Source organism: Pantoea sp. sgz302252, from assembly GCF_047713085.1.
GTDB lineage: Bacteria > Pseudomonadota > Gammaproteobacteria > Enterobacterales > Enterobacteriaceae > Scandinavium.
Genome location: NZ_JBLFJW010000022.1, coordinates 41,943 through 64,340, shown reverse-complemented (window position 1 = coordinate 64,340; position 22,398 = coordinate 41,943). Strand labels below are relative to the sequence as shown.

Genomic DNA, 22,398 nt, shown 5'->3' with positions numbered 1-22,398 from the left:
AGTGCAAGCCTATCGGAGCCTGACTGATTTTCACAAGATGGGAGCAAAAAGAAGCCGCCCTCAGGCGGCTCCTTTTTCATCATTAAGACTGCTTGGACATGGCAGCAACTTCTGCTGCGAAGTCAGTCTCAACTTTCTGGATGCCTTCGCCCACTTCGAAGCGGATGAAGTTAGTTACGGTCGCGTTGTGCTCTTTCAGGAACTGACCCACCGTTTTGCTTGGTTCCATCACGAAAGGCTGGCCGGTCAGAGAAACTTCGCCGGTGAATTTCTTCATGCGGCCTTCAACCATTTTCTCTGCGATTTCTTTTGGCTTACCGGACTGCATCGCGATGTCCAGCTGAACCTGGTATTCTTTCTCTACCACTTCAGCAGACACGTCTTCTGGGTTAACGAATTCTGGCTTGCTCGCTGCAACGTGCATGGCAACCTGCTTAACCAGTTCTTCGTTCGCACCCGTTGCTGCAACCAGAACACCGATACGAGCACCGTGCAGGTAGCTACCCAGAACATCGCCTTCCAGGGAAGCAACACGACGGATGTTGATGTTCTCACCGATTTTAGCCACCAGGGCAACACGCTCTTCTTCGAACTGTGCTTTCAGAACTTCAACATCAGTGATTTTGCCTGCGACTGCTGCATCCAGAACTTTGTTAGCAAATGCCTGGAAACCGCCGTCTTTAGCAACGAAGTCAGTCTGGCAGTTAACTTCCAGAATGATACCGTAGTTGCCTTCGATCTTAGTGATGATCACGCCGTCAGCAGCAACGTTGCCTGCTTTCTTAGCGGCTTTGATCGCACCAGATTTACGCATGTTTTCGATTGCCAGCTCGATGTCGCCGTTAGCTTCAGTCAGGGCTTTTTTGCAATCCATCATGCCTGCGCCAGTACGTTCACGCAGCTCTTTTACCAGGGAAGCGGTAATTTCGGCCATTCTAAAATCCTCGGAAATGTGAACCGCCCGGCAGAGGGCCAAACGGTTATAAAAGTGAAAAAGGGGCCGCTAAGAGGGCCCCTATCCATACTCGGTACTAATAAGGGCTTAAACCTTATTATTCAGCTTCTACGAAGCTTTCTTCCGCCTGAGAAGCCAAATCCTGAGAACGGCCTTCACGAACGGTCTGAGCAACGGCATTCAGGTACAGGGTCACAGCACGGATTGCATCGTCGTTACCAGGGATAACGAAGTCAACACCATCTGGATCAGAGTTGGTATCAACGATAGAGAATACCGGGATACCCAGGTTATTCGCTTCTTTGATAGCAATGTGCTCGTGGTCAGCATCGATAACGAACAGTGCGTCCGGCAGGCCGCCCATGTCTTTGATACCGCCCAGGCTGTTTTCCAGTTTCTCAAGCTCACGAGTACGCATCAGCGCTTCTTTCTTGGTCAGCTTGTCGAAGGTGCCGTCCTGAGACTGAGTTTCCAGGTCTTTCAGACGTTTGATGGACTGACGAACGGTTTTCCAGTTAGTCAGCATACCGCCCAACCAGCGATGGTTCACGAAGAACTGGTCGCAGTTCAGAGCAGCGTCTTTTACCGCTTCGCTTGCCGCGCGCTTGGTACCAACGAAAAGGATTTTACCTTTGCGAGAAGAGATCTTGTTCAGTTCAGCCAGAGCTTCGTTGAACATTGGTACAGTTTTCTCAAGGTTGATGATGTGAACTTTGTTACGCGCGCCGAAGATGAATGGCTTCATTTTCGGGTTCCAGTAACGGGTCTGGTGACCAAAGTGAACACCGGCCTTGAGCATATCGCGCATGGAAACAGTTGCCATGTTTAAAACCTCTATATAAAAGTTGGGGTTATGCCTCCACGTATCCCATACAACCGACCCCGAAGGGCACCCCGGCGTATGTGCCGATACGTGTGTGTTATTTACACAAAGTGAGATTTGTCGCTGCCAGTTCCGACTTGCAACACAAAACGGAAATGGAAGTTCGGCGCGCTTTATACCATAAAACGCAGAGAGAAACCAACAGTTGTTGGCGCTGAATGCTGTTAATGATTCTCAATTTGGCAGTCGATGGCAGCGGCTGTTACCATTGTCAGCACTTAACACCCGTATTGCCGAAAAAATCGGCTCCGATGGACAGAATTCATGGCGATCTCTATTAAAACCCCTGAAGAAATTGAAAAAATGCGCGTCGCTGGCCGTCTGGCCGCCGAAGTGCTTGAAATGATTGAAGAGCACGTCAAACCTGGCGTCAGCACTGGCGAGCTTGACCGTATCTGTAACGAGTATATCGTCAACAAGCAGCAGGCCGTTTCGGCTTGCCTGGGCTATCACGGTTTCCCAAAATCCGTCTGTATCTCTATTAACGAAGTGGTCTGCCACGGGATCCCGGATGACGAAAAACGGCTGAAAGAAGGCGATATCGTCAACATCGACGTGACCGTGATTAAAGATGAATACCACGGCGACACCTCGAAGATGTTTATCGTTGGCAAACCGACAATTTTGGGCGAGCGTCTGTGCCGCGTGACTCAGGAAAGCCTGTATCTGGCGTTGCGTATGGTCAAACCTGGCATTCGTCTGCGTACCCTTGGTGCGGCGATTCAGAAATTCGCGGAAGCTGAAGGTTTTTCTGTGGTACGTGAATATTGTGGTCACGGCATTGGCCGTGTGTTCCATGAAGAGCCGCAGGTTCTGCACTATGATGCCGATGACGGCGGCGTGGTGCTGCAAGCCGGGATGACGTTCACCATCGAGCCGATGGTCAACTCTGGCGACTACCGCATCCGTACCATGAAAGACGGCTGGACGGTGAAAACCAAAGACAGAAGCTTGTCTGCACAGTATGAGCATACTATTGTGGTGACAGATAACGGCTGCGAAATTCTGACGCTAAGAAAGGATGACACCATCCCGGCGATAATCTCGCACAACGAATGACTTCATGCCCGGTGGCGCTACGCTGACCGGGCCTACGGTTCCATCCTGTAGGCCCGTGCAAACGCAGTGCCGCCGGGCGATTATCGCAGGATGCATTCAGTCATCACATATAGCCGGCGCAAGCCGGCTTTTTGTTGATAGGTAATCGTTTTTTCTTATGGGTGGCGCGATGAGCAATTCCTTACCTGACACAGCCTTACCTGTTCTGCCAACTCAGCCGGCTTATCCGGTGAGTTGGGAAGCCTCAGAGCTGAACTGCGCCAGTATCAAAGCGCATCTCGACAAGTTTCAGCAGTGGCTGGGCGAAGCCTTTGACAGCGGTGTTTCGGCAGAAGACCTGATGACCGCCCGCACGGAATTTATCGATCAGATGCTTCAACGTCTGTGGCTGCACTACGGCTTTGGCGACGTCGAAGACGCAGCGCTGGTAGCGGTTGGCGGCTACGGTCGCGGCGAATTGCATCCTCTGTCTGACATCGACCTGTTGATCCTGAGTCGCAAAAAGCTGCCCGACGAACTGGCACAGAAAATCGGCGAGTTACTCACGCTGTTGTGGGACGTCAAACTTGAAGTCGGTCATAGCGTGCGCACGCTGGAAGAGTGTCTTCTCGAAGGCCTTTCAGATTTAACCGTCGCCACGAACCTGATCGAATCGCGCCTGCTGATTGGCGACGTTGCCCTGTTCCTCGAATTGCAAAAACACATTTTCAGTGAAGGTTTCTGGCCCTCAGAAAAATTCTTCGCCGCCAAGGTAGAAGAGCAAAACGAACGCCACCAGCGCTATCACGGCACCAGCTATAACCTCGAACCGGATATTAAAAGCAGCCCAGGAGGATTGCGCGACATTCACACCCTGCAATGGGTCGCTCGTCGTCATTTCGGTGCCACCTCGCTGGATGAAATGGTGGGCTTTGGCTTTTTGACGGAAGCAGAACGCAACGAGCTGAACGAGTGTCTGCACCTGCTGTGGCGCATCCGCTTTGCGCTACATCTGGAAATTAACCGCTACGACAACCGTCTGCTGTTCGACCGTCAGCTCAATGTGGCCCAGCGCCTGAACTACAGCGGCGAAGGCAATGAGCCGGTTGAGCAGATGATGAAGGATTTTTACCGCGTCACGCGTCGGGTGGGCGAGCTAAACCAGATGCTGTTGCAGCTGTTTGATGAAGCTATTCTGGCGCTGACAGCAGATGAAAAACCGCGTCCCATTGACGACGATTTCCAGCTTCGCGGCACGCTCATCGACCTGCGAGACGACTCACTGTTTATGCGCGAACCGCAGGCCATTCTGCGCATGTTCCACATCATGGTGCGTAACAGCAGCATTACGGGCATTTACTCCACCACGCTGCGCCATTTGCGCCATGCGCGTCGCCATCTCAGCCAACCGCTTTGCTATATCCCGGAAGCGAGAGAACTGTTTCTGAGCATGTTGCGCCATCAAGGCGCGGTCAGTCGCGGCTTGCTCCCCATGCACCGCCACAGCGTGCTGTGGGCTTATATGCCGCAGTGGTCGCATATCGTCGGCCAGATGCAATTCGACTTGTTCCACGCTTATACCGTGGATGAGCACACCATTCGGGTGCTGCTGAAGCTTGAAAGTTTCGCCAAAGAAGAGACGCGCTCGCGCCACCCGTTGTGCGTCGAACTGTGGCCGCGGCTGAATCATCCTGAACTGATTCTGATTGCCGCCCTGTTCCACGATATCGCCAAAGGCCGCGGCGGCGACCACTCCATTCTTGGCGCACAGGACATCCTGAAATTCGCTGAACTGCACGGTCTGAACTCCCGTGAAACGCAGCTGGTTGCCTGGCTGGTGCGCCACCATCTGTTGATGTCCGTGACGGCACAGCGGCGTGATATTCAGGACCCGGAAGTCATCAAACAGTTCGCCGAAGAAGTGCAAACGGAAAACCGCCTGCGCTATTTGGTGTGTCTGACCGTCGCCGATATCTGCGCGACCAACGAAACGTTGTGGAACAGCTGGAAGCAAAGCCTGTTGCGTGAGCTTTATTTCGCCACTGAAAAACAGCTGCGCCGTGGCATGCAAAGCACACCGGATATGCGCGAGCGTGTCCGTCACCATCAGCTTCAGGCACTGGCGCTGCTGCGGATGGACAATATCGATGAAGAAGCGCTACATCAGATTTGGGCGCGCTGCCGGGCGAACTACTTCGTGCGCCACACGCCAAATCAGCTGGCGTGGCATGCCCGTCATCTTCTGAAGCACGAGCTGAAGAAGCCGATGATCCTGCTCAGCCCGCAAGCAACACGTGGCGGCACGGAAATTTTCATCTGGAGTCCGGATCGTCCTTACCTGTTCGCGGCCGTCTGTGCGGAACTCGACAGGCGCAACCTCAGCGTTCATGACGCGCAAATCTTCACCACGCGAGACGGCATGGCGATGGACACCTTTATTGTGCTGGAGCCAGACGGCAGCCCACTGTCCAACGACAGACACGAAGCCATTCGTCAGGGGCTTGAGCAGGCAATTTCTCAGCGTTCATGGCAGCCCCCTGCCCCACGTCGTCAGCCAGCAAAACTTCGTCACTTTACTGTCGATACCGAAGTGAATTTCCTGCCGACGCACACGGACAGAAAATCCTTCCTCGAACTGATTGCGCTCGATCAGCCAGGACTTTTAGCTCGGGTAGGCCAGGTGTTCGCTGACCTCGGTATTTCGCTCCACGGGGCAAGAATTACGACAATTGGTGAACGAGTAGAAGATTTATTTATAATCGCGACAGCCGACCGGCGTGCGCTTAATAATGAGCTGCAGCTGGAAGTGCAACAGCGGTTGACAGCGGCCCTCAATCCAAACGATAAAGGGTAGTGTGTTTTTTTTAATGGAAAGAGTTTAACAATGCAGCAGTTACAGAACGTTATTGAGACCGCTTTTGAGCGCCGCGCCGACATCACTCCGGCGAATGTGGATACCGTGACCCGTGAAGCGGTAAATCAGGTTATTGCCCTGCTGGATTCCGGCGCTCTGCGCGTTGCAGAGAAGATTGATGGCCAGTGGGTGACTCATCAGTGGCTGAAGAAAGCGGTACTGCTCTCTTTCCGTATCAACGATAACCAGGTTATCGACGGCGCGGAAAGCCGCTACTTCGATAAAGTGCCGATGAAATTCGCGGACTACGACGAAGCTCGCTTCCAGAAAGAAGGCTTCCGTGTCGTGCCTCCAGCCGCGGTTCGTCAGGGCGCATATATCGCCCGTAACACCGTTCTGATGCCCTCTTATGTGAACATTGGTGCTTACGTTGACGAAGGTTCGATGGTGGACACCTGGGCGACCGTAGGGTCCTGCGCGCAGATCGGTAAAAACGTTCACCTCTCCGGTGGCGTGGGCATCGGCGGCGTACTTGAGCCACTGCAGGCAAACCCAACCATCATCGAAGATAACTGCTTCATTGGCGCGCGTTCCGAAGTGGTGGAAGGCGTTATCGTTGAAGAGGGTTCCGTTATCTCCATGGGCGTATACATCGGCCAGAGCACCAAAATCTACGATCGTGAAACCGGCGAAGTGTTCTACGGTCGCGTCCCTGCGGGTTCCGTGGTGGTTTCCGGCAACCTGCCGTCCAAAGACGGTAAATACAGCCTGTACTGTGCGGTTATCGTTAAGAAAGTGGACGCCAAAACCCGCGGTAAAGTGGGCATCAACGAACTGCTCCGCACCATCGATTAATCAGCTATAACGAAAAGCGGGGGCCACCCCGCTTTTTTTATCTCTGCCGCTGGCGAAAATAGATTTTTTCGTTAATTATTCAAAGGTTATGTTTAATCCAAGGATACCGCTATGTACGACAATCTGAAAAGTTTGGGCATTACCAATCCTGATGAAATCGATCGTTACAGCCTCCGGCAGGAAGCCAACAACGATATCCTGAAAATCTATTTTCATAAGGATAAGGGCGAGTTTTTCGCGAAGAGCGTGAAGTTTAAATACCCGCGCCAACGTAAAACCGTGGTGGCCGACGGTGTGGGCCAGGGCTACAAAGAAGTGCAGGAAATCAGCCCTAATCTGCGCTACGTGATCGACGAACTGGATCAACTGTGCAAACGCGACCGTACCGAGGTGGATCTGAAGCGCAAGATCCTCGACGATCTGCGTCATCTGGAAAGCGTGGTCGCCAACAAGATCAGCGAGATTGAATCCGATCTGGAAAAACTGACCCGCAATAAATAACGCACTGTCAGTTCAGCACTAGTGAGGCCGGGTCATTCCCGGCTTTTTTACATCCCAAGGCGGCTATACTCCACCTGGCCTACGTCGCACATCGAATTTGTAGGCCTGGCAAGCGTAGCGCCGCCGGGCAATAAAGCATAAAAAAAGCCCCTCTCCACAGGAGAAGGGCTTGTTATCAGCAATTAACGATTACTGCATCAGCAGATAGATAGTGCTGTCGCCACGCTGAATGTTCAGCGCCAGAACAGACGGCTTGCTGTCGAGGATTTTGCGTAAATCCGCAATGTTCTTCACTGGCTGCTGGTTAGCACCGATGATCACATCGCCTTTCTTCAGGCCGATTTGAGCCGCAGATGACCCACCTTTCACGCCATTCACCACGACACCTTTATCAGCGCCTTTATTGCTCATTTCAGCGCCATCAATACCGTTGAAGATGGTATTGGAATCGACCTGAGTCTGGCTGCTCTGCTGCAGTTCCAGCGTCACGTTCACCGGTTTGCCATCACGTACCAGACCCAGCTCTACTTTGCTGCCGACTGGCATGGTGCCAACCTGCGCGCGCAGTGCGGAGAAGCTGCTGATTGGCTTGCCGTTCAGGGACGTAATTACATCACCTGCTTTGATACCGGCTTTCGCCGCAGAAGAGTTTGCCATCACCTGGCTTACGAAAGCGCCACGCTGCGCGTCAACTTTCATCGCTTTCGCCAGATCAGAGCTCAGCTCGGTGCCCATGATGCCCAGCTCGCCGCGTTTCACCTGGCCGTATTTCACCATCTGCTCGGTCAGGCTTTTCACCATGTTACTCGGGATAGCGAAGCCGATACCGATGTTACCGCCGTCTGGTGCGAGGATCGCAGTGTTAATCCCGATCAGCTCACCGTTGAGGTTCACCAGCGCACCGCCCGAGTTACCACGGTTGATGGCGGCATCCGTCTGGATAAAGTTTTCATAGTTTTCCACGTTCAGGCCGCTACGGCCAAGCGCAGAAACGATACCGGAAGTCACGGTTTCACCCAGACCAAACGGGTTACCGATAGCGACGGTATAGTCACCCACACGCAGTGCGTCGGAATCTGCAATCTTAATCGCCGTCAGGTTTTTCGGGTCCTGAATCTGAATCAGCGCGATATCAGAACGCGGATCTTTACCCACCACTTTCGCGTCAAACTTACGTCCGTCGCTCAGGGAAACTTTAATGGTACTGGCGTTGTCGACCACGTGGTTGTTGGTTACCACATAGCCTTTGGCTGCATCAATGATCACGCCGGAGCCCAGCGCCATGAATTTTTCCTGCTGGCTGCCGCCGCCGTTACCGCCAGGAGCACCCTGCCCGCCCTGACAGAACGGTGAGTTCTGGAACGGGGAACCGTCCTGGCAGAATGGCGAGTTGTCGCCAAAGAACTGCTGGAAGTTACGGCCCATTCTTGGGGTATTCACGGTGGTGCTCCCTTCCACGTTGATGCTCACAACGGAAGGCATCACTTTTTCCAGCATCGGCGCCAGGCTTGGCATCTGCTGGGCAGTGTTTGCTGAGGAGGCCGTTTCAGCAGCGCTTGCTGATAATGGGGAAAGGGCCAGACTTAAACTCAGAGCCAGGGCACTCATTGCTAACGTGGTTTTTTTCATGTCTCGTCATCTCAATATGTCAGATAGTGCAAAAATTGCTGTGTACGTGACTGTCAGAGTCGATTTATAGCGCGAAGTTCCGGATTCAAGTTTCGGGGAAAAGTAAAAAATTATTGTCCGTCTTTACAAAACTTTCGCCTTATTCCACCGCCATCAGCCGACGGTATTCATCCCAGGCATAGAGATCGGTCATCCCACTGATATAGTCCTGAATCAGGCGGCACCGATAATAGTACTCCATCAACGGATACTCTGCGGCGTCGCGCGGAATTTTATTGATGGCTTCAACATAGGCCAGTCGGTGACGCGTTGATAGCTTATGGAACAGACGACTTTCAATCGGCAAATGGCGCAAACGTTCTTTATCCACCAGCTCGTTAAAATCACTTAATGATAATTTAAGCAGCGGCTGGTAAATCTCCAGTAAACCACTGATAACTCGATAACCTTGTAATTCAAGCTGCTCCACGTCCGGATGACTGAATACCTCTTTCATCGCCACGCTCTTATATAACTCAAGCAGCTGACTGTAATCACTGTCATCTTCCAGCAGAGCATGGTTAAAATCTCCCGTATATATCTGTGGGAGATTATCAATAAAGCGCTGCGCCGCGTAAGGCACCAGTTTATTCAAGGTATTCACGCGTAAATACATAAAGAACTGGTCTTCCGTGCTGCGGCTCATTGAATTGGATCGAGATTTATCCCAGGCATTTTCGACCACCTGAGAAAACAGCGAACCCTTTTGGTGCGTGCCCCATGCGTCGTAAAGGTGCTGATAAAGTTGCTCCACGCTGAAGATCCGTTTTTCGACCGCATCTTCGAGGTCAGCCACGCAATAAGAGATGTCATCGGCCGCTTCCATAATCCACGTCAATGGATAACGGCTATAAGGTGCCAGATCCAGTTCTTTACGTAACTTCGCAATATAGGCTTCTTCGGCGAAATAATAGCCAGGCTTCTTCATTAAATAGCTGTGGCTTTCCGGTGGCGAACCGCGCCACCAGGCCGGACGGGTGTATTTCAAAATACAGCCCACCTGCGCCCAGGTCAGGTTCATGCGCATCAGCGTGTGGACCAGGCGAATACCCTGCGCATTCCCTTCAAACTGGCAGAGATCCTGACGCACACGGCGACGCAATTCATTGAGCGTATCTTCGCCATCACGCAGCTTCAGCGCGCCAACCAGACAACGGTCTTCGCTTAGCGGTTGGCTGGCGGCATCCGCAGGCCACAACATCTTACGGAACCAGTCATTGATTGCTGCCTCACCGAAATGGCCAAACGGCGGATTGCCGATATCGTGCATCAGGCACGCCATCTCAACGATGCTTTCAAACGGCCCGGTCAGGTCTTCAAGCCCGTAAGCATCAAGCAGCTTTTGTTGCTTAAGGCGGCTCAGCACCTCTTTGGCGATGTAGCGCCCGACCTGTTGAACTTCCATAGAATGGGTCAGACGCGTGCGCACCGCCGCATTGCGTTCCAGCGGAAAGACCTGAGTTTTCTGCTGTAACCGACGAATGGCCGGAGAATTGACGATTCGCCCACGATCGCTTTCGAAAATACGCAGAATTTCATGTTCGGTCGTCGCGTTCTGCGGCGAACGGTAACGACGACGCCAGTTTATTTTGGTGCGAAAATCAATAGTTGCCATAGCCTCTCCCGGTCCGGAAATGCGTGCTCCGTGATAAACTATGCCTTTAAACCCATCACATCGCGAGTAAATCTATGAAAATCGGCATTATTGGTGCAATGGAAGAAGAAGTGACGCTGCTGCGTGACAAAATCCAGAATCGTCAGACCCTTACCGTTGGCGGGAGCGAAATCTACACCGGCCAGTTGAACGGCGCTGACGTTGCGCTGCTGAAATCAGGGATCGGTAAAGTCGCCGCGGCGATGGGTGCCGCACTGCTTCTCGAACGCTGCAAACCGGATGTCATCATCAACACAGGTTCCGCAGGTGGCCTGGCGCCCACGCTGAAAGTGGGCGATATCGTGGTTTCTGATGAAGCACGCTATCACGATGCGGACGTCACCGCGTTTGGCTACGAGTATGGCCAGCTTCCGGGTTGCCCGGCCGGTTTCGCCGCCGATGCAAAACTGGTAGAAGCAGCAGAAAGCTGCATTAAAGAGCTGAATCTGAATGCCGTACGCGGCCTGATTGTCAGCGGTGACGCGTTCATCAATGGCTCCGTCGGCCTGGCAAAAATCCGCCACAACTTCCCTCAGGCCGTTGCCGTTGAGATGGAAGCCACCGCCATTGCGCACGTTTGCCATAACTTCAAGGTGCCTTTCGTGGTCGTTCGCGCTATCTCTGATGTGGCTGATCAGCAGTCTCACCTGAGCTTTGATGAGTTCCTGGCGGTGGCGGCGAAACAGTCCAGCCTGATGGTTGAAACGCTGGTGCAGAAACTGAACCATGCGTAACCCCCTGTTGCAGGGCATTCTTGCCCTGCTACTGACGTTCCCGGCGTGGCTGATAGCCGCGCCGCGAGTCATCACGCTTTCCCCCGCCAATACGGAACTGGCGTTTGCCGCGGGCATTACGCCTGTCGGGGTCAGCAGCTTTTCCGATTACCCACCGCAAGCCAAAGATATTGAGCAGGTTGCCAGCTGGCAGGGCATGAATCTGGAACGCATTGTGGCGCTGAAGCCTGATGTTGTGCTGGCCTGGCGCGGCGGAAATGCAGAACGACAAGTCAATCAACTCAGTTCACTTGGCATCAACGTGATGTGGGTGGATACCAGCAGCATTAAGCACCTTGCCGATGCGCTGGAAAAGTTAGCGGCCTGGAGCCCTGTTCCCGAACAGGCAAAACAGGCGGGGGCAACCCTGCGTAAAGAGTTCGCCGCGCTTAAACAACGCTATGCGCAAACGACAAAAAAAACGGTCTTCCTGCAATTCGGCACTAACCCGCTGTTCACCAGTAATAAAGACTCAATACAGAACGAAGTGATTGAGGCCTGCGGCGGGGAAAACATCTTTGCCAACAGCCGTGTACCCTGGCCTCAGGTGAGCCGGGAACAGGTCATTGCCCGCCAGCCACAAGCGATTATCACCGCAGGCACCGATAAAGAAGTGTCCTCAATAAGACAGTACTGGGGTGATCAGCTCAACATTCCGGTGATTCCGCTCAACAGCGACTGGTTTGAACGCGCCTCCCCGCGTATTATCCTCGCCGCCAAACAACTCTGCACAACGCTTGCGCAGGTCAATTAACGGGAAACACATCAATGCTTGTCTATTGGCTGGATATTGTGGGTACAGCCGTCTTTGCTATCTCCGGCGTCTTGCTGGCCGGAAAACTTCGGATGGACCCTTTTGGCGTCCTCGTCCTGGGTGTAGTCACCGCTGTCGGGGGCGGAACCATTCGTGATATGGCGCTCGCCCACGGGCCGGTATTCTGGGTAAAAGATCCCACCGATTTGGTGGTGGCGATGATCACCAGCATGCTGACGATCCTGCTGGTGCGTCAGCCGCGGCGTTTGCCGAAATGGATCTTACCAGTGCTGGACGCGGTTGGCCTGGCTGTGTTTGTGGGTATCGGGGTCAATAAAGCGTTTATTGCCGGGACAGGCCCGATGGTGGCTATCTGCATGGGCGTGATTACCGGTGTTGGTGGCGGGATTATTCGAGATGTGCTGGCACGTGAAATTCCCATGATCCTGCGTACCGAAATTTACGCCACTGCGTGCATCATCGGCGGCATCGTTCACGCCACCGCCCACTATACCTTCAACGTCTCGCTGGAAAACTCCGCGATGTTCGGCATGTTAGTGACGCTGGTGATAAGGCTGGCGGCAATACGCTGGCACCTTAAGCTGCCTACGTTTGCGCTGGATGAAAGCGGAAGGTAAAAAGCAAAACGGCAACCGAGGTTGCCGTTTGTAGGTCCGGTAAGGCGAAGCCGCCACCGGGCATTCATGCCAAATTAAACGCTAAACGATGACCCACACCCGCAGGTGCTTTTCGCATTCGGGTTGGTCACGATAAAGCGTGAACCTTCCAGCCCTTCGGTGTAATCCACTGACCCCCCCACCAGATACTGCAGGCTCATCGGGTCGACCACCAGGCCAACGCCCTGTTTCTCAATGGTCATGTCACCTTCGTTGATCTGATCGTCAAAGGTGAAACCATACTGGAATCCGCTGCAGCCACCGCCGGTGATATAGACGCGCAACTTCAGGTTCGGATTGTCTTCATCCGCGATCAGGTTTTTTACTTTGCTGGCGGCCGCGTCAGTAAACTGCAGGGGCAGCGCTACGTCATCACTCATTATATGCTCCAGTTGATTCTCTATCTGGTCAAAGTCTCACCAGATCTTTTAAGCCATTATCCAATACCCGACTAAATCGTTCAAGTATTCTCCCCGATCGGCGGCTTCTCTTTTTCGGCTTTCTCCGCTTCCTGCTTCGCCAGCGTGCGGGAAAGGATCGTGGAGTAAAGCGGTTTGCCACCCAGGAACTGAGCCAACAGTGTTGCGCCAAGGCAGGTGATAATCATTGGCAAAATGAGCTGATAGTTGTCGGTCATTTCCAGCACCAGCACGATGCCGGTCAACGGCGCACGCACTGAGGCGGCAAAAAGCGCGCCCATTCCCGCAATCGCAAACGTCCCTGCTTCCAGATGATAAGCCGGGAACCAGGCCGAAGCCGCCATGCCATAGGCTGTGCCTAACAGTGTTCCCAGCGCCAGCATGGGGGCGAAAATGCCACCCGGCGCACCGGAAGAGAAACACAGCAGTGTGGTAATGACTCGGGCGATGAAGATAAACATCAACAGGCCGACGGTATAATTTCCAGCGGCTGCAATCGGGATAAGGTTAAAACCACCGCCTGCCGCTTCGGGTTCAATCAGGCCAAGCACGCCGCAGATACCGCCGAGCAGGCCGCCAATCAGCACCCACTTTTTGATATCGCCGCCATGAATGCGCTGGAACAGATCCTGGGTACGGATCACCAGACCATTAAACAGCGGCCCGACGCAGCCAAACACCATGCCCAAAATCAGATACAGCCAAAGCGTGTTGACCGGCGCATCGGCAAGTTTGCCCACTTCGATAACTGCGGTTTCGCCATTAAAGACGCGAAACACCACGCTCGACATGATGACGCCGATGAACACGGCTTTGATGGAAATCAGGTTGTAGCGGAACTGTGGACGCATCTCTTCGAGGATAAAGAGGATGCCTGCCAGTGGTGCGTTAAAAGCGGCAGCCAGACCCGCCGCGGCACCGGTCGCTAGCAGAGTATGACGGGCTTCAGCCGTACGCAGACGGAAAATGTCCAGCACCATGCGCCCGACATTGCCGCCGAGCTGAACCGTTGGCCCTTCACGCCCGAGCACCATGCCTGCACCCAGCGTTCCCATGCCGCCGATAAATTTCACCGGGATAACGCGCCACCAGCGCACAGGACGCAATTCTTCCAGCGCCCCTTCAATTTCAGGAATGCCAGAGCCGCCCGCTTCTGGCGCAAAGCGGCGCACCAGATAATAGCCCGCCATCGCCAGCAGGCCGGAGAAGATAAACGCCAGCGGCCAGACCAGGAACCAGTGATCGGCGACCTGCACCAACGAGCCGATACGTACGTTCTGCACCCAGTTCACGGCCTTCTCAAAAGCCACGCCGATCAGGCCTGCAAGGGTGCCGACCACGGCGGCCATCAGGAGAATGGCTAACGGGGTTTTGTCTCTGTGGACCAGACGACGGACTGCATCTCCGCGACGCAGACGAACGATTTGCTGTGATTCAAAAGAGGGAGATTCTGCTTTCATGCCTTAATCAATTATTGGTAATACAAATGGCAGAGCGCATTGTAACCACCCACGGGCAGCACGTCGCCTAAAAATTCCCTCAATATTGGATTGTTTCAATTGGGCAAAACTTTCATAACGTTCAGGGAATACCTTAGAATAGTCGGCTAACAAGCTTTCTACGAACCAGGAACCTGGCAATGAGTAAATCTGAGAATCTCTACAGCGCTGCGCGCGAACTGATCCCCGGCGGCGTCAATTCGCCAGTCCGTGCTTTTACCGGCGTTGGCGGCACTCCGCTGTTTGTTGAACGTGCAGACGGCGCGTACCTGTACGATGTCGACGGCAAAGCTTACATCGACTATGTCGGTTCCTGGGGCCCGATGGTGTTGGGGCACAACCATCCGTCCATTCGTAATGCGGTGATTGAAGCGGCATCCCGCGGCTTAAGTTTCGGTGCGCCGACTGAAATGGAAGTCAAAATGGCGGAACTGGTGACTGAACTGGTGCCCACCATGGATATGGTGCGCATGGTGAACTCCGGCACCGAAGCCACCATGAGCGCCATTCGTCTGGCTCGCGGCTTCACCGGACGCGACAAAATCATCAAATTCGAAGGGTGCTACCACGGGCACGCCGACTGCCTGCTGGTGAAAGCCGGTTCTGGTGCCCTGACCCTCGGTCAGCCAAACTCTCCGGGCGTTCCGGCAGATTTCGCCAAACATACCCTGACCTGCACCTATAACGATCTGGCCTCTGTTCGCGAAGCGTTCGAGCAATATCCGCAAGAGATTGCCTGCATCATCGTTGAACCGGTCGCGGGCAACATGAACTGCATTCTGCCAGAGCCAGACTTCCTGCCAGGCCTGCGTGCACTGTGCGACGAATTCGGCGCGCTGTTCATCATTGATGAAGTGATGACCGGTTTCCGCGTCGCGCTGGCGGGTGCTCAGGATCACTACAACGTGGTGCCAGACCTGACCTGCCTTGGCAAAATCATCGGCGGCGGTATGCCAGTCGGTGCCTTTGGCGGCCGTCGCGAAGTGATGGATGCGCTGGCACCAACGGGCCCGGTTTATCAGGCTGGTACGCTGTCCGGCAACCCGATTGCCATGGCGGCAGGTTTTGCCTGTCTGACAGAAGTGGCACAGCCCGGCATTCACGAAACCCTGACCAACCTGACCAATCAACTGGCAGACGGCCTGCTGAACGCAGCACGCGAAACCGGCATTCCACTGGTGGTGAATAACGTCGGCGGCATGTTCGGTATTTTCTTCACCGAGGCCAAAACCGTGACCTGCTATCAGGATGTGGTGAAGTGCGACGTGGAACGCTTCAAACGCTTCTTCCATCTGATGCTGGAAGAAGGGGTTTATCTGGCCCCTTCCGCCTTCGAAGCCGGCTTCATGTCCGTGGCGCACAGCAAAGACGATATCAATAAGACTATCGATGCGGCGCGTAAGGTGTTTGCTAAGTTGTAAGCTTGTGCCGGGCGGCGCTGACGCTTGCCCGGCCTACGGTGTTGTAGGCCCGGCAAACGAAGTGCCGCCGGGCATGTTTACCGACTCTGTTTGCGAAGCAGATAAATAAAGTAAGGCGCACCAATAAAGGTCGAGAGCAACCCGGCAGGAATTTGATACGGGAACAGCACCATCCGCCCACACCAGTCCGCGAACACCAGCAGTATTCCCCCGACCAGAGCCGACAAAATCATGTGTGGCAGGGTTCTTCTGAAGCCCATCATTCGCGCAATATGCGGTGCCATCAAACCGATAAAGCTCAGCGGCCCAATGGTCATTGTTGCCGTCGCGGTTAACGCCGCCGCCAGTAACAGCAAAGCAACGCGTGTTGGCGTAAGAGCCATTCCGACAGCCCGCGCCGTGTTTCCACCCAGCGGCAAAATGGTCAGCCAGCGACGGCAGAACGGCGTCAGTGCCAGCAGAACGATCATCACCAACCCGGTACGCACAACCTGATCCCAGGAAGCATTGTAGGTTGAGCCTGAAATCCAGGTCAGGATTTGCGCCATGCGCGGGTCGCCGCTTGCCTGCAGCATCATCAGCAGCATGGTAAAGGCGGTGCTCAGTGCCATCCCCGCCAGCAACATGCGATGCGGTGAGAATCCACCTCGCCCGGCAGCAATCAGAATGATCAACAACGTTGCCGCAGCGCCTAAACTTCCTGCTGGCAGCAGCCAACCAAACGCGTTGCCCGGCACGAAGAACAGCATCAGCACCACACCAAACGCCGCACCGGAAGAAATCCCCAGCACTTCCGGGCTAGCCATCGGGTTACCGGTCAGGCGCTGAATAATGCAGCCTGCCACCGCCAGCATCATGCCTGCAATCAGGGCGGCCAGAATACGCGGAGCTCGCCACTCCATCAGGGAATGCAGTAACTCACCGTAGGCCCAGTGCCAGCCGTGCGCATCGCGTCCGAAAGAGAGTGCAATCACCATGCCCAGCAGTAAGACAACAATGCCCGCCAGCGACCATCCCACTACGCGCTGACGCTCAACATACACCTTGTCACCCGCATCCATTGCCGGGGCGCTGATGCTGCGCAGACGAGGCAGCAGCCACAACAGCAGCGGTGCGCCAATCAAGGCCGTGACGGAGCCGGTAGAGACTTCCATCCACACTTGTGTCAGCCAGAGAATAAGCTGATCTGAAAGCCAGAGGATCAGCGCCCCAATCAGCGGAGCCAGCATCAGGCGTGAAAGCAGCCGACGCGCGCCGAGCATTTTCGCCAGCAGCGGTGCGAACAACCCAATAAACCCAATAATGCCCACGGCGTTAACCAGCAGCGCACTGATGATAATGGCGAGCGTGAGTGCCGCCAGACGAGCCAGAGAAAGCGCTAAGCCGAGGTTACGAGCAACACCGTCGTCCAGCCCCATCAGCGTCAGAGGGCGCAATAACAACAGCGTGAGCATCACGCCGCCGAGCAGTTGCGGCCAAAGCTGTTGCACCACGCTCCAGTCCGTCTGCGTCAGCGTCCCGGTGCTCCACAGGAACATGCTTTGCAGCTGATCGTGATGGAAGATAACCAGCAACTGGTTCACCGCGCCGCAGTACATGCTAACCACCAGCCCGGCTAAAATCAGCGTCACCGGCGAGAGACGTTTGCCCCAGGAGACGCCAAACACCAGCGCCCCCACCACACAAGCCCCAGCCAGCGCAGCAAACTGCGTAGTCATCGCGCCAGGGATCGCCCACAGCGTGGTGATGGTTATGCCAAGTTGAGCACCTGTCGCGACGCCTAGTGTGGTCGGTTCCGCCAGAGGGTTACGCAGCACCTGCTGGAACAAAACACCCACCAGACCAAGCCCCGCGCCAACCAGCAGCGAAATCACCAGACGTGGCAGCAAACTGTAGTGGAACAGCATCTGTTGGATACTGTCGATATTGGGCTGCCAAAGCGCCTCGCCCCACTGCGCACGCGGCAGAGCGACGTTGAAGTTGTGCCAACTCAGCCACGCAGCGGCGATAAACAACAGTAAAAGCAGTGCGGCAGGGAAGCGAGAGATTCGCGACGTCATGTGCGACCTCCCTGGGCATTATCCAGAATGCGCACAAAGTTCATGGTCGACAGCGTCGCGCCATAAAACCAGACGGCAGGCACGCGCTGGAATCGCTGCGCACGCACAAACGGCATCGCCTGCCACAGCGGCGTCGCCATCAGCTTTTGCATTTCAGCGTCATTGCCGTGATCGAAGCAGATAACATCAGCGTCTTTAAAACTCCCCAAACGATCGATGCCTACCACCTGGCTGCCCCAGAAATTCGTTTCCCCCTGCCAGGCATTCACAATCCCGTAGTCATCAAGGATTTGCTGGAAAAGGCAATTCGGCCCGAACGCCAATACATGACGCGCATCGAGCAGCGTAATCATCAGCAATGGACGGCTGCCGCGCTGGGCGAAGTGAGGTTTGTGCTGGGCAATAAACGAATCGAAGTGATTGAGGTGTTCGCGAGCCTGATTTTCCAGCCCCAGGAGATTCCCCATTTCCACTAACGAGTTACGCGCCATTTCCAATGGTCGCTTGCCATCGCTGAAGTTGAACCCTCGTCCAGGGGCGATTCGCGCCAGCTTTTCAGGTGCAGGGCCATAACCGGCGGACCAGAACATATAGGATGGCTTCATTTCGGTCAGCAGTTCAAGATTGGGTTCAGTACGCAACCCCACGTCAATGACTGAAGCTGGAAGGCCCGGCTCATTCACCCACAGGTTGTAATTGGGGATATCGGCAACGCCGTAAGGCGTGACCCCGAGTGCCAGCAGCAGCTCAACGGGCAGCCACTCCAGCGCCACAATACGATGGGGATCAACGGCGGCCGCATGGGCACCTCGCATCTGCCAGAGCAGCGGCGACAGCGCCATGGCCGTCAGAAGGCGTCGACGGCTAATCAGAGTGGGATCATTCATCAATAAACAAAGCTTACCGGGGCAGCGCCCGCCGGATGCGGCAGGATCCCCATCGGAATTCCGTAAATTTGTTCCAGCGTTTCGCCACGCATCAGGGTTTCAGGCGTGCCCTGGGCAATCATTTCCCCGCCGCGCAGCGCCACCAGATAATCGCAGTAACGAGCCGCCATGTTGATGTCATGCAAAACGGCAACCACCGTCAGGCCACGCTGTTGGCTGAGACGATGCACCAGCGCCAGCACATCCACCTGATGGGCAATATCCAGCGCAGAAGTTGGTTCGTCGAGCAGCAGACAACGGCTGTCCTGAGCCACCAGCATCGCAATCCACGCACGCTGACGTTCGCCCCCGGAAAGGCTATCCACCAGGCGATGCGCCAACGGCTTCAGCCCTACCAGCGAAATAGCCTCTTCGACTTTCTCGCGATCGGCAACGCCAAAACGCCCCAGCGCCCCGTGCCACGGGTAACGACCAATCGCCACCAGCTCACGTACTGTCATCCCTTCCGCCTGCGGCAACTGTTGTGGCAGATACGCGACCTTACGCGCGAAGGCTTTGCTGTTCCAGCTTTCAAGCGGCTGCCCGTCCAGCAGAATGTCACCTTCGGACGGCGGCTGATGACGGCCCAGCATTTTCAGCAAAGTGGATTTCCCGGAGCCGTTATGACCAATCAAGCCGGTCACTTTACCCGGGGGAAAGGTGAGCGAAAGCGGGTGCAGCAGCGTACGGCCAGGCACACGAAAGGTGACATCGTTCAGCGCGAACGTGGTATCGGTTTGAGTTGTGGTGTCCTGCATAACGGCCAACGTGTAAAGGCGCGGTAAGCCGCGCCTACAGAGTGAGGGTCTTTCTCACACCTGCGTTGGGCGAGCATACGTTACCAAATTAAAAACAAGGAAAATCACTTTCGTGATTTTCGGCTGATAACCACAAAGAAGGAAAAACCACGCTTTTTCCTTCTTTGTCCACCATTTAAAGGCGCGGAAACCGCGCCTGAATGAAAAGTTAGAAACGGAACGTTGCGGTCGCAACCACCTGACGCTCTGCGCCCCAGAAACAACCGTAGGTATCAAAGCAACTTGCTACATACTCGCGATCAAACAGGTTGTTCACGTTTACAGCAAGGTTCGAACCTGCCATCCCAAAGCGTGCAAGATCATATTTGACCACAGCATCCATTACCGCTGCGCTGCCAACTTTGAAAGTGTTTGCCGGATCACCATAGCTTGAACCAATGAAACGCCCACCCGTTCCCAGAGTCAACCCAGACAGTGCACCTTCATTGAACGTGTAATCCCCCCAGAGCGATGCCATGTTTTTAGGCACCTGGACCGGAGTGTTCCCTTTCAGCGTGGTATCTTTGGTGTATTCTGCATCAGTATAGGTGTAGGACGCTGTCAAGTTGATATTCGCATTAACAGCAGCTTTGGCTTCTAACTCAACACCACGTGAACGCACTTCACCTGCTGGTACCTGATTAAAAGCATTCGTCGGATCAGTCATCAACGTGTCAGATTTGGTTAGCTGATAAACCGCCCCCGTGATAACCACTGGCATGTCTTTTGGAACATATTTAACGCCAGCCTCATATTGCTCACCTTTTGACGGTTTATAAGCTACACGAGGTGTGCTGTAGAGGCTAAACGCATTTGGCTCAAAGGACTGGCTGTAGCTGATATAGGGAGAGATACCATTATCAAAGAGGTAGTTAACACCACCACGCCAGGTAAACTGGTGGTCATTTCTCTCGACATAGCCATTATCACTACGCACGGTTGTCGCTTGTTTGGACCAGTCGTAACGACCGCCCAAAGTCAGCACCCACTTATCCCATTCAGCCTGATCTTGCACATACAACCCAGTCTGCTTACTTTCATTCATCTGGTAAGGCACAGCATTGCCGAAATCAACCGACTCCATTGGCGGTAAATTGTTCAGATCCTGGGAAGGAGCATTTCCAAAGAGCGCGCTAATATCGTTGCGCATACGCATATAGTCGATACCGGTCAACAGGATGTGCTGTACCAGGCCCGTTGCAAACTTGCTTTGCAACTGAGTATCTACGCTGAAATTTTGCAGACGTTCATTGTCAACAACCGTCCCACGCCCCAGATAATGAGCCTGTTGTTCTGGCGTCAATGCCTGACAATACGGGTTATACAAATTCATACTGTTATTACACAGCCCCGTACCGTAAGCACTCTGCTGTGCAACTTTCATTTCAGAGAAACGCAAGTTCTGGCGCACCGTGAAAGTGTCATTGAAGCCATGCTCAAAGCTATATCCAACCATTTTCTGGTTGCGAGAGTAGGTATTATTCGTCGCCCCTTCGTTATAGTTGGTCGGCAGGTGGCCGCCATTTGGCAATGGTTGAACAGTCCCTTCTTTCGGAAGCCAGCCGTAGTAACCCGTTTCCGGTTCATTTTGTAAATAGGACAGGAAAGTAAAGTTTGTTTTATCGTCTGGACGCCATGAGAAAGAAGGTGCGATGGCATAACGTTGCTGCTTGGCATTTTCTTGCTGTTCGTTATTGCTACGGGCTACACCTGTCAAACGATAGGAAAACTCACCGTCATCATCAATAGCATCGCTGAAATCAAAGCCAGTCTGGAAGAGATTATCCGTCCCCATTTTAAACTGAACTTCTTTAAGCGGCTCGGTAGTTGGACGTTTGCTGACCATTGAAATGATACCGCCCGGATTACTCTTACCGTACAAAACGGAAGTTGGGCCACGCATCAACTCAACGCGTTCAAGCATATAAGGATCGATGACGGCGTCATTATAAAAATCGCCCTGCATCTTTAGTCCATCCAGATAGTTATTCTGGTTCAGGCCTACTGATGAGAAGCCACGGATGATAACGAAGTCATAAGTATTTGAGGCACCACGGCTGCTGACTGTAACGCCAGGTGTGTAACCAAGCGCTTCCTTAACAGACTGGAATTGATGCATTTGCATCTCTTCATTGGTCACCACTGAAATAGACTGAGGAGTCTTTTCAATTGGCGTATCGGTCTTGGTCGCCGTGGCAGTGTGTTTCGCCGCGATGGTGGCTGCAGGGCCCCATGCGCTTTCCTGCAAAGCAGCAGGTGCGGCAGTCACAGTGATGGTTTCTTCTTTTGGTTGTTCTGCAGCCTGTACTGAAACAGACATGCCGCTAACCGCTGTGGCTACTACCACTGCGAGTTTACGCAGTAAGGGGTTTCCTGGCTGAGCAGTGTTGAGACGCGCCATTGTGATTCTCTGATGATATTGAGTGAATGATAACGTAAACGAGAATTATTATTATGCCGAAGAATGATAGGCGAAACGCGGAAGGCATGGCAAGCGGAATACATCCCTGGTCGTTTTGAGGGTTTAAAAAATAACCTGATGGTTAATGTGGAGTTATGGGGGCGTTAGAAAAAGATGAGCCGGAGGGGGTGTAGGCCCGGTAAGCAAAGCGCCACCGGGCTTCTCGCCGGGCGGCACTACGTTTGCCCGGCCTACAACTTCTT

General features: G+C 54.0%; 18 protein-coding genes. 8 read left to right on the top strand and 10 right to left on the bottom strand.

From position 1 onward, the window contains the following. Positions 1 to 82: 82 nt before the first annotated feature. Together tsf and rpsB are read right to left on the bottom strand one after the other, a co-directional pair. Positions 83 to 934, bottom strand: coding sequence for a translation elongation factor Ts (gene tsf, locus ACLW56_RS16640; protein WP_330984856.1), 852 nt, complete (start codon positions 932 to 934; stop codon positions 83 to 85). 118 nt (positions 935 to 1,052) lie between these two features. Then, a complete protein-coding gene (rpsB, locus tag ACLW56_RS16635) occupies positions 1,053 to 1,778 on the bottom strand; it encodes a 30S ribosomal protein S2 (protein WP_330984855.1) in 726 nt (241 codons plus the stop codon). Between the two features lie 324 nt (positions 1,779 to 2,102). Between rpsB and map the strand changes: the two genes are divergently transcribed. From map to ACLW56_RS16615, 4 genes are all read left to right on the top strand, one after another. Further along, positions 2,103 to 2,897 carry a type I methionyl aminopeptidase gene (gene map / locus ACLW56_RS16630; RefSeq protein ID WP_330984854.1) on the top strand — a complete coding sequence of 265 codons (795 nt, stop codon included), beginning with the start codon at positions 2,103 to 2,105 and terminating at the stop codon, positions 2,895 to 2,897. 169 nt (positions 2,898 to 3,066) lie between these two features. After that, complete coding sequence (gene glnD / locus ACLW56_RS16625) at positions 3,067 to 5,730, top strand: bifunctional uridylyltransferase/uridylyl-removing protein GlnD (RefSeq protein ID WP_330984853.1); 2,664 nt, start codon at positions 3,067 to 3,069, stop codon at positions 5,728 to 5,730. Positions 5,731 to 5,760: 30 nt separating this feature from the next. Next, positions 5,761 to 6,585 (top strand): 2,3,4,5-tetrahydropyridine-2,6-dicarboxylate N-succinyltransferase, encoded by an 825-nt coding sequence (dapD, locus tag ACLW56_RS16620; RefSeq protein WP_330984852.1) that lies wholly within the window; start codon positions 5,761 to 5,763, stop codon positions 6,583 to 6,585. 111 nt (positions 6,586 to 6,696) lie between these two features. After that, the gene (locus tag ACLW56_RS16615; RefSeq protein WP_154159731.1) at positions 6,697 to 7,086 is read left to right on the top strand and encodes a DUF3461 family protein; all 390 of its coding nucleotides are present in this window, start codon (positions 6,697 to 6,699) and stop codon (positions 7,084 to 7,086) included. A gap of 189 nt (positions 7,087 to 7,275) precedes the next feature. Here ACLW56_RS16615 and degP read toward each other — a convergent pair whose 3' ends face one another. After that, positions 7,276 to 8,715, bottom strand: coding sequence for a serine endoprotease DegP (gene degP, locus ACLW56_RS16610; protein ID WP_330984851.1), 1,440 nt, complete (start codon positions 8,713 to 8,715; stop codon positions 7,276 to 7,278). 139 nt (positions 8,716 to 8,854) lie between these two features. Beyond that, on the bottom strand, positions 8,855 to 10,369 hold the full coding sequence (gene dgt / locus ACLW56_RS16605; protein WP_330984850.1) for a dGTPase: 1,515 nt from the start codon (positions 10,367 to 10,369) through the stop codon (positions 8,855 to 8,857). Between the two features lie 74 nt (positions 10,370 to 10,443). On the opposite strand from dgt, the gene mtnN reads away from it, so the two are divergent. From mtnN to ACLW56_RS16590, 3 genes are read left to right on the top strand one after another with little or no spacing between them, the layout of a single operon-like run. Beyond that, positions 10,444 to 11,142 (top strand): 5'-methylthioadenosine/S-adenosylhomocysteine nucleosidase, encoded by a 699-nt coding sequence (mtnN, locus tag ACLW56_RS16600; RefSeq protein WP_330984849.1) that lies wholly within the window; start codon positions 10,444 to 10,446, stop codon positions 11,140 to 11,142. Further along, positions 11,135 to 11,935: a vitamin B12 ABC transporter substrate-binding protein BtuF gene (gene btuF, locus ACLW56_RS16595; RefSeq protein ID WP_330984848.1), complete on the top strand. Its 801-nt coding sequence runs from the start codon at positions 11,135 to 11,137 to the stop codon at positions 11,933 to 11,935. Before mtnN ends, btuF begins: the two co-directional genes overlap by 8 nt. 14 nt (positions 11,936 to 11,949) lie before the next feature. Then, positions 11,950 to 12,573 carry a TRIC cation channel family protein gene (locus ACLW56_RS16590; protein ID WP_330984847.1) on the top strand — a complete coding sequence of 208 codons (624 nt, stop codon included), beginning with the start codon at positions 11,950 to 11,952 and terminating at the stop codon, positions 12,571 to 12,573. 74 nt (positions 12,574 to 12,647) lie between these two features. Here the strand turns inward: ACLW56_RS16590 and erpA are convergent, their stop codons facing one another. Together erpA and clcA are read right to left on the bottom strand one after the other, a co-directional pair. Continuing rightward, positions 12,648 to 12,992 (bottom strand): iron-sulfur cluster insertion protein ErpA, encoded by a 345-nt coding sequence (gene erpA / locus ACLW56_RS16585; RefSeq protein WP_330984846.1) that lies wholly within the window; start codon positions 12,990 to 12,992, stop codon positions 12,648 to 12,650. 80 nt (positions 12,993 to 13,072) lie between these two features. Further along, positions 13,073 to 14,491, bottom strand: coding sequence for a H(+)/Cl(-) exchange transporter ClcA (clcA, locus tag ACLW56_RS16580; RefSeq protein ID WP_330984845.1), 1,419 nt, complete (start codon positions 14,489 to 14,491; stop codon positions 13,073 to 13,075). A gap of 179 nt (positions 14,492 to 14,670) precedes the next feature. Between clcA and hemL the strand changes: the two genes are divergently transcribed. Continuing rightward, positions 14,671 to 15,951, top strand: coding sequence for a glutamate-1-semialdehyde 2,1-aminomutase (hemL, locus tag ACLW56_RS16575; protein WP_330984844.1), 1,281 nt, complete (start codon positions 14,671 to 14,673; stop codon positions 15,949 to 15,951). A gap of 77 nt (positions 15,952 to 16,028) precedes the next feature. On the opposite strand, the gene fhuB is transcribed toward hemL, so the two are convergent. The 4 genes from fhuB to fhuA form a co-directional block, all read right to left on the bottom strand. Further along, positions 16,029 to 18,011: a Fe(3+)-hydroxamate ABC transporter permease FhuB gene (gene fhuB / locus ACLW56_RS16570; protein WP_330984843.1), complete on the bottom strand. Its 1,983-nt coding sequence runs from the start codon at positions 18,009 to 18,011 to the stop codon at positions 16,029 to 16,031. Beyond that, positions 18,008 to 18,898 (bottom strand): Fe(3+)-hydroxamate ABC transporter substrate-binding protein FhuD, encoded by an 891-nt coding sequence (fhuD, locus tag ACLW56_RS16565; RefSeq protein WP_330984842.1) that lies wholly within the window; start codon positions 18,896 to 18,898, stop codon positions 18,008 to 18,010. The genes fhuB and fhuD overlap by 4 nt, the downstream gene beginning before the upstream one ends. Further along, complete coding sequence (gene fhuC / locus ACLW56_RS16560; protein ID WP_330984841.1) at positions 18,898 to 19,695, bottom strand: Fe3+-hydroxamate ABC transporter ATP-binding protein FhuC; 798 nt, start codon at positions 19,693 to 19,695, stop codon at positions 18,898 to 18,900. Before fhuC ends, fhuD begins: the two co-directional genes overlap by 1 nt. Positions 19,696 to 19,903: 208 nt before the next feature. Beyond that, entirely contained in the window at positions 19,904 to 22,135 is a 2,232-nt protein-coding gene (fhuA, locus tag ACLW56_RS16555; protein WP_330984840.1) for a ferrichrome porin FhuA, read from the bottom strand. Positions 22,136 to 22,398: the final 263 nt, after the last annotated feature.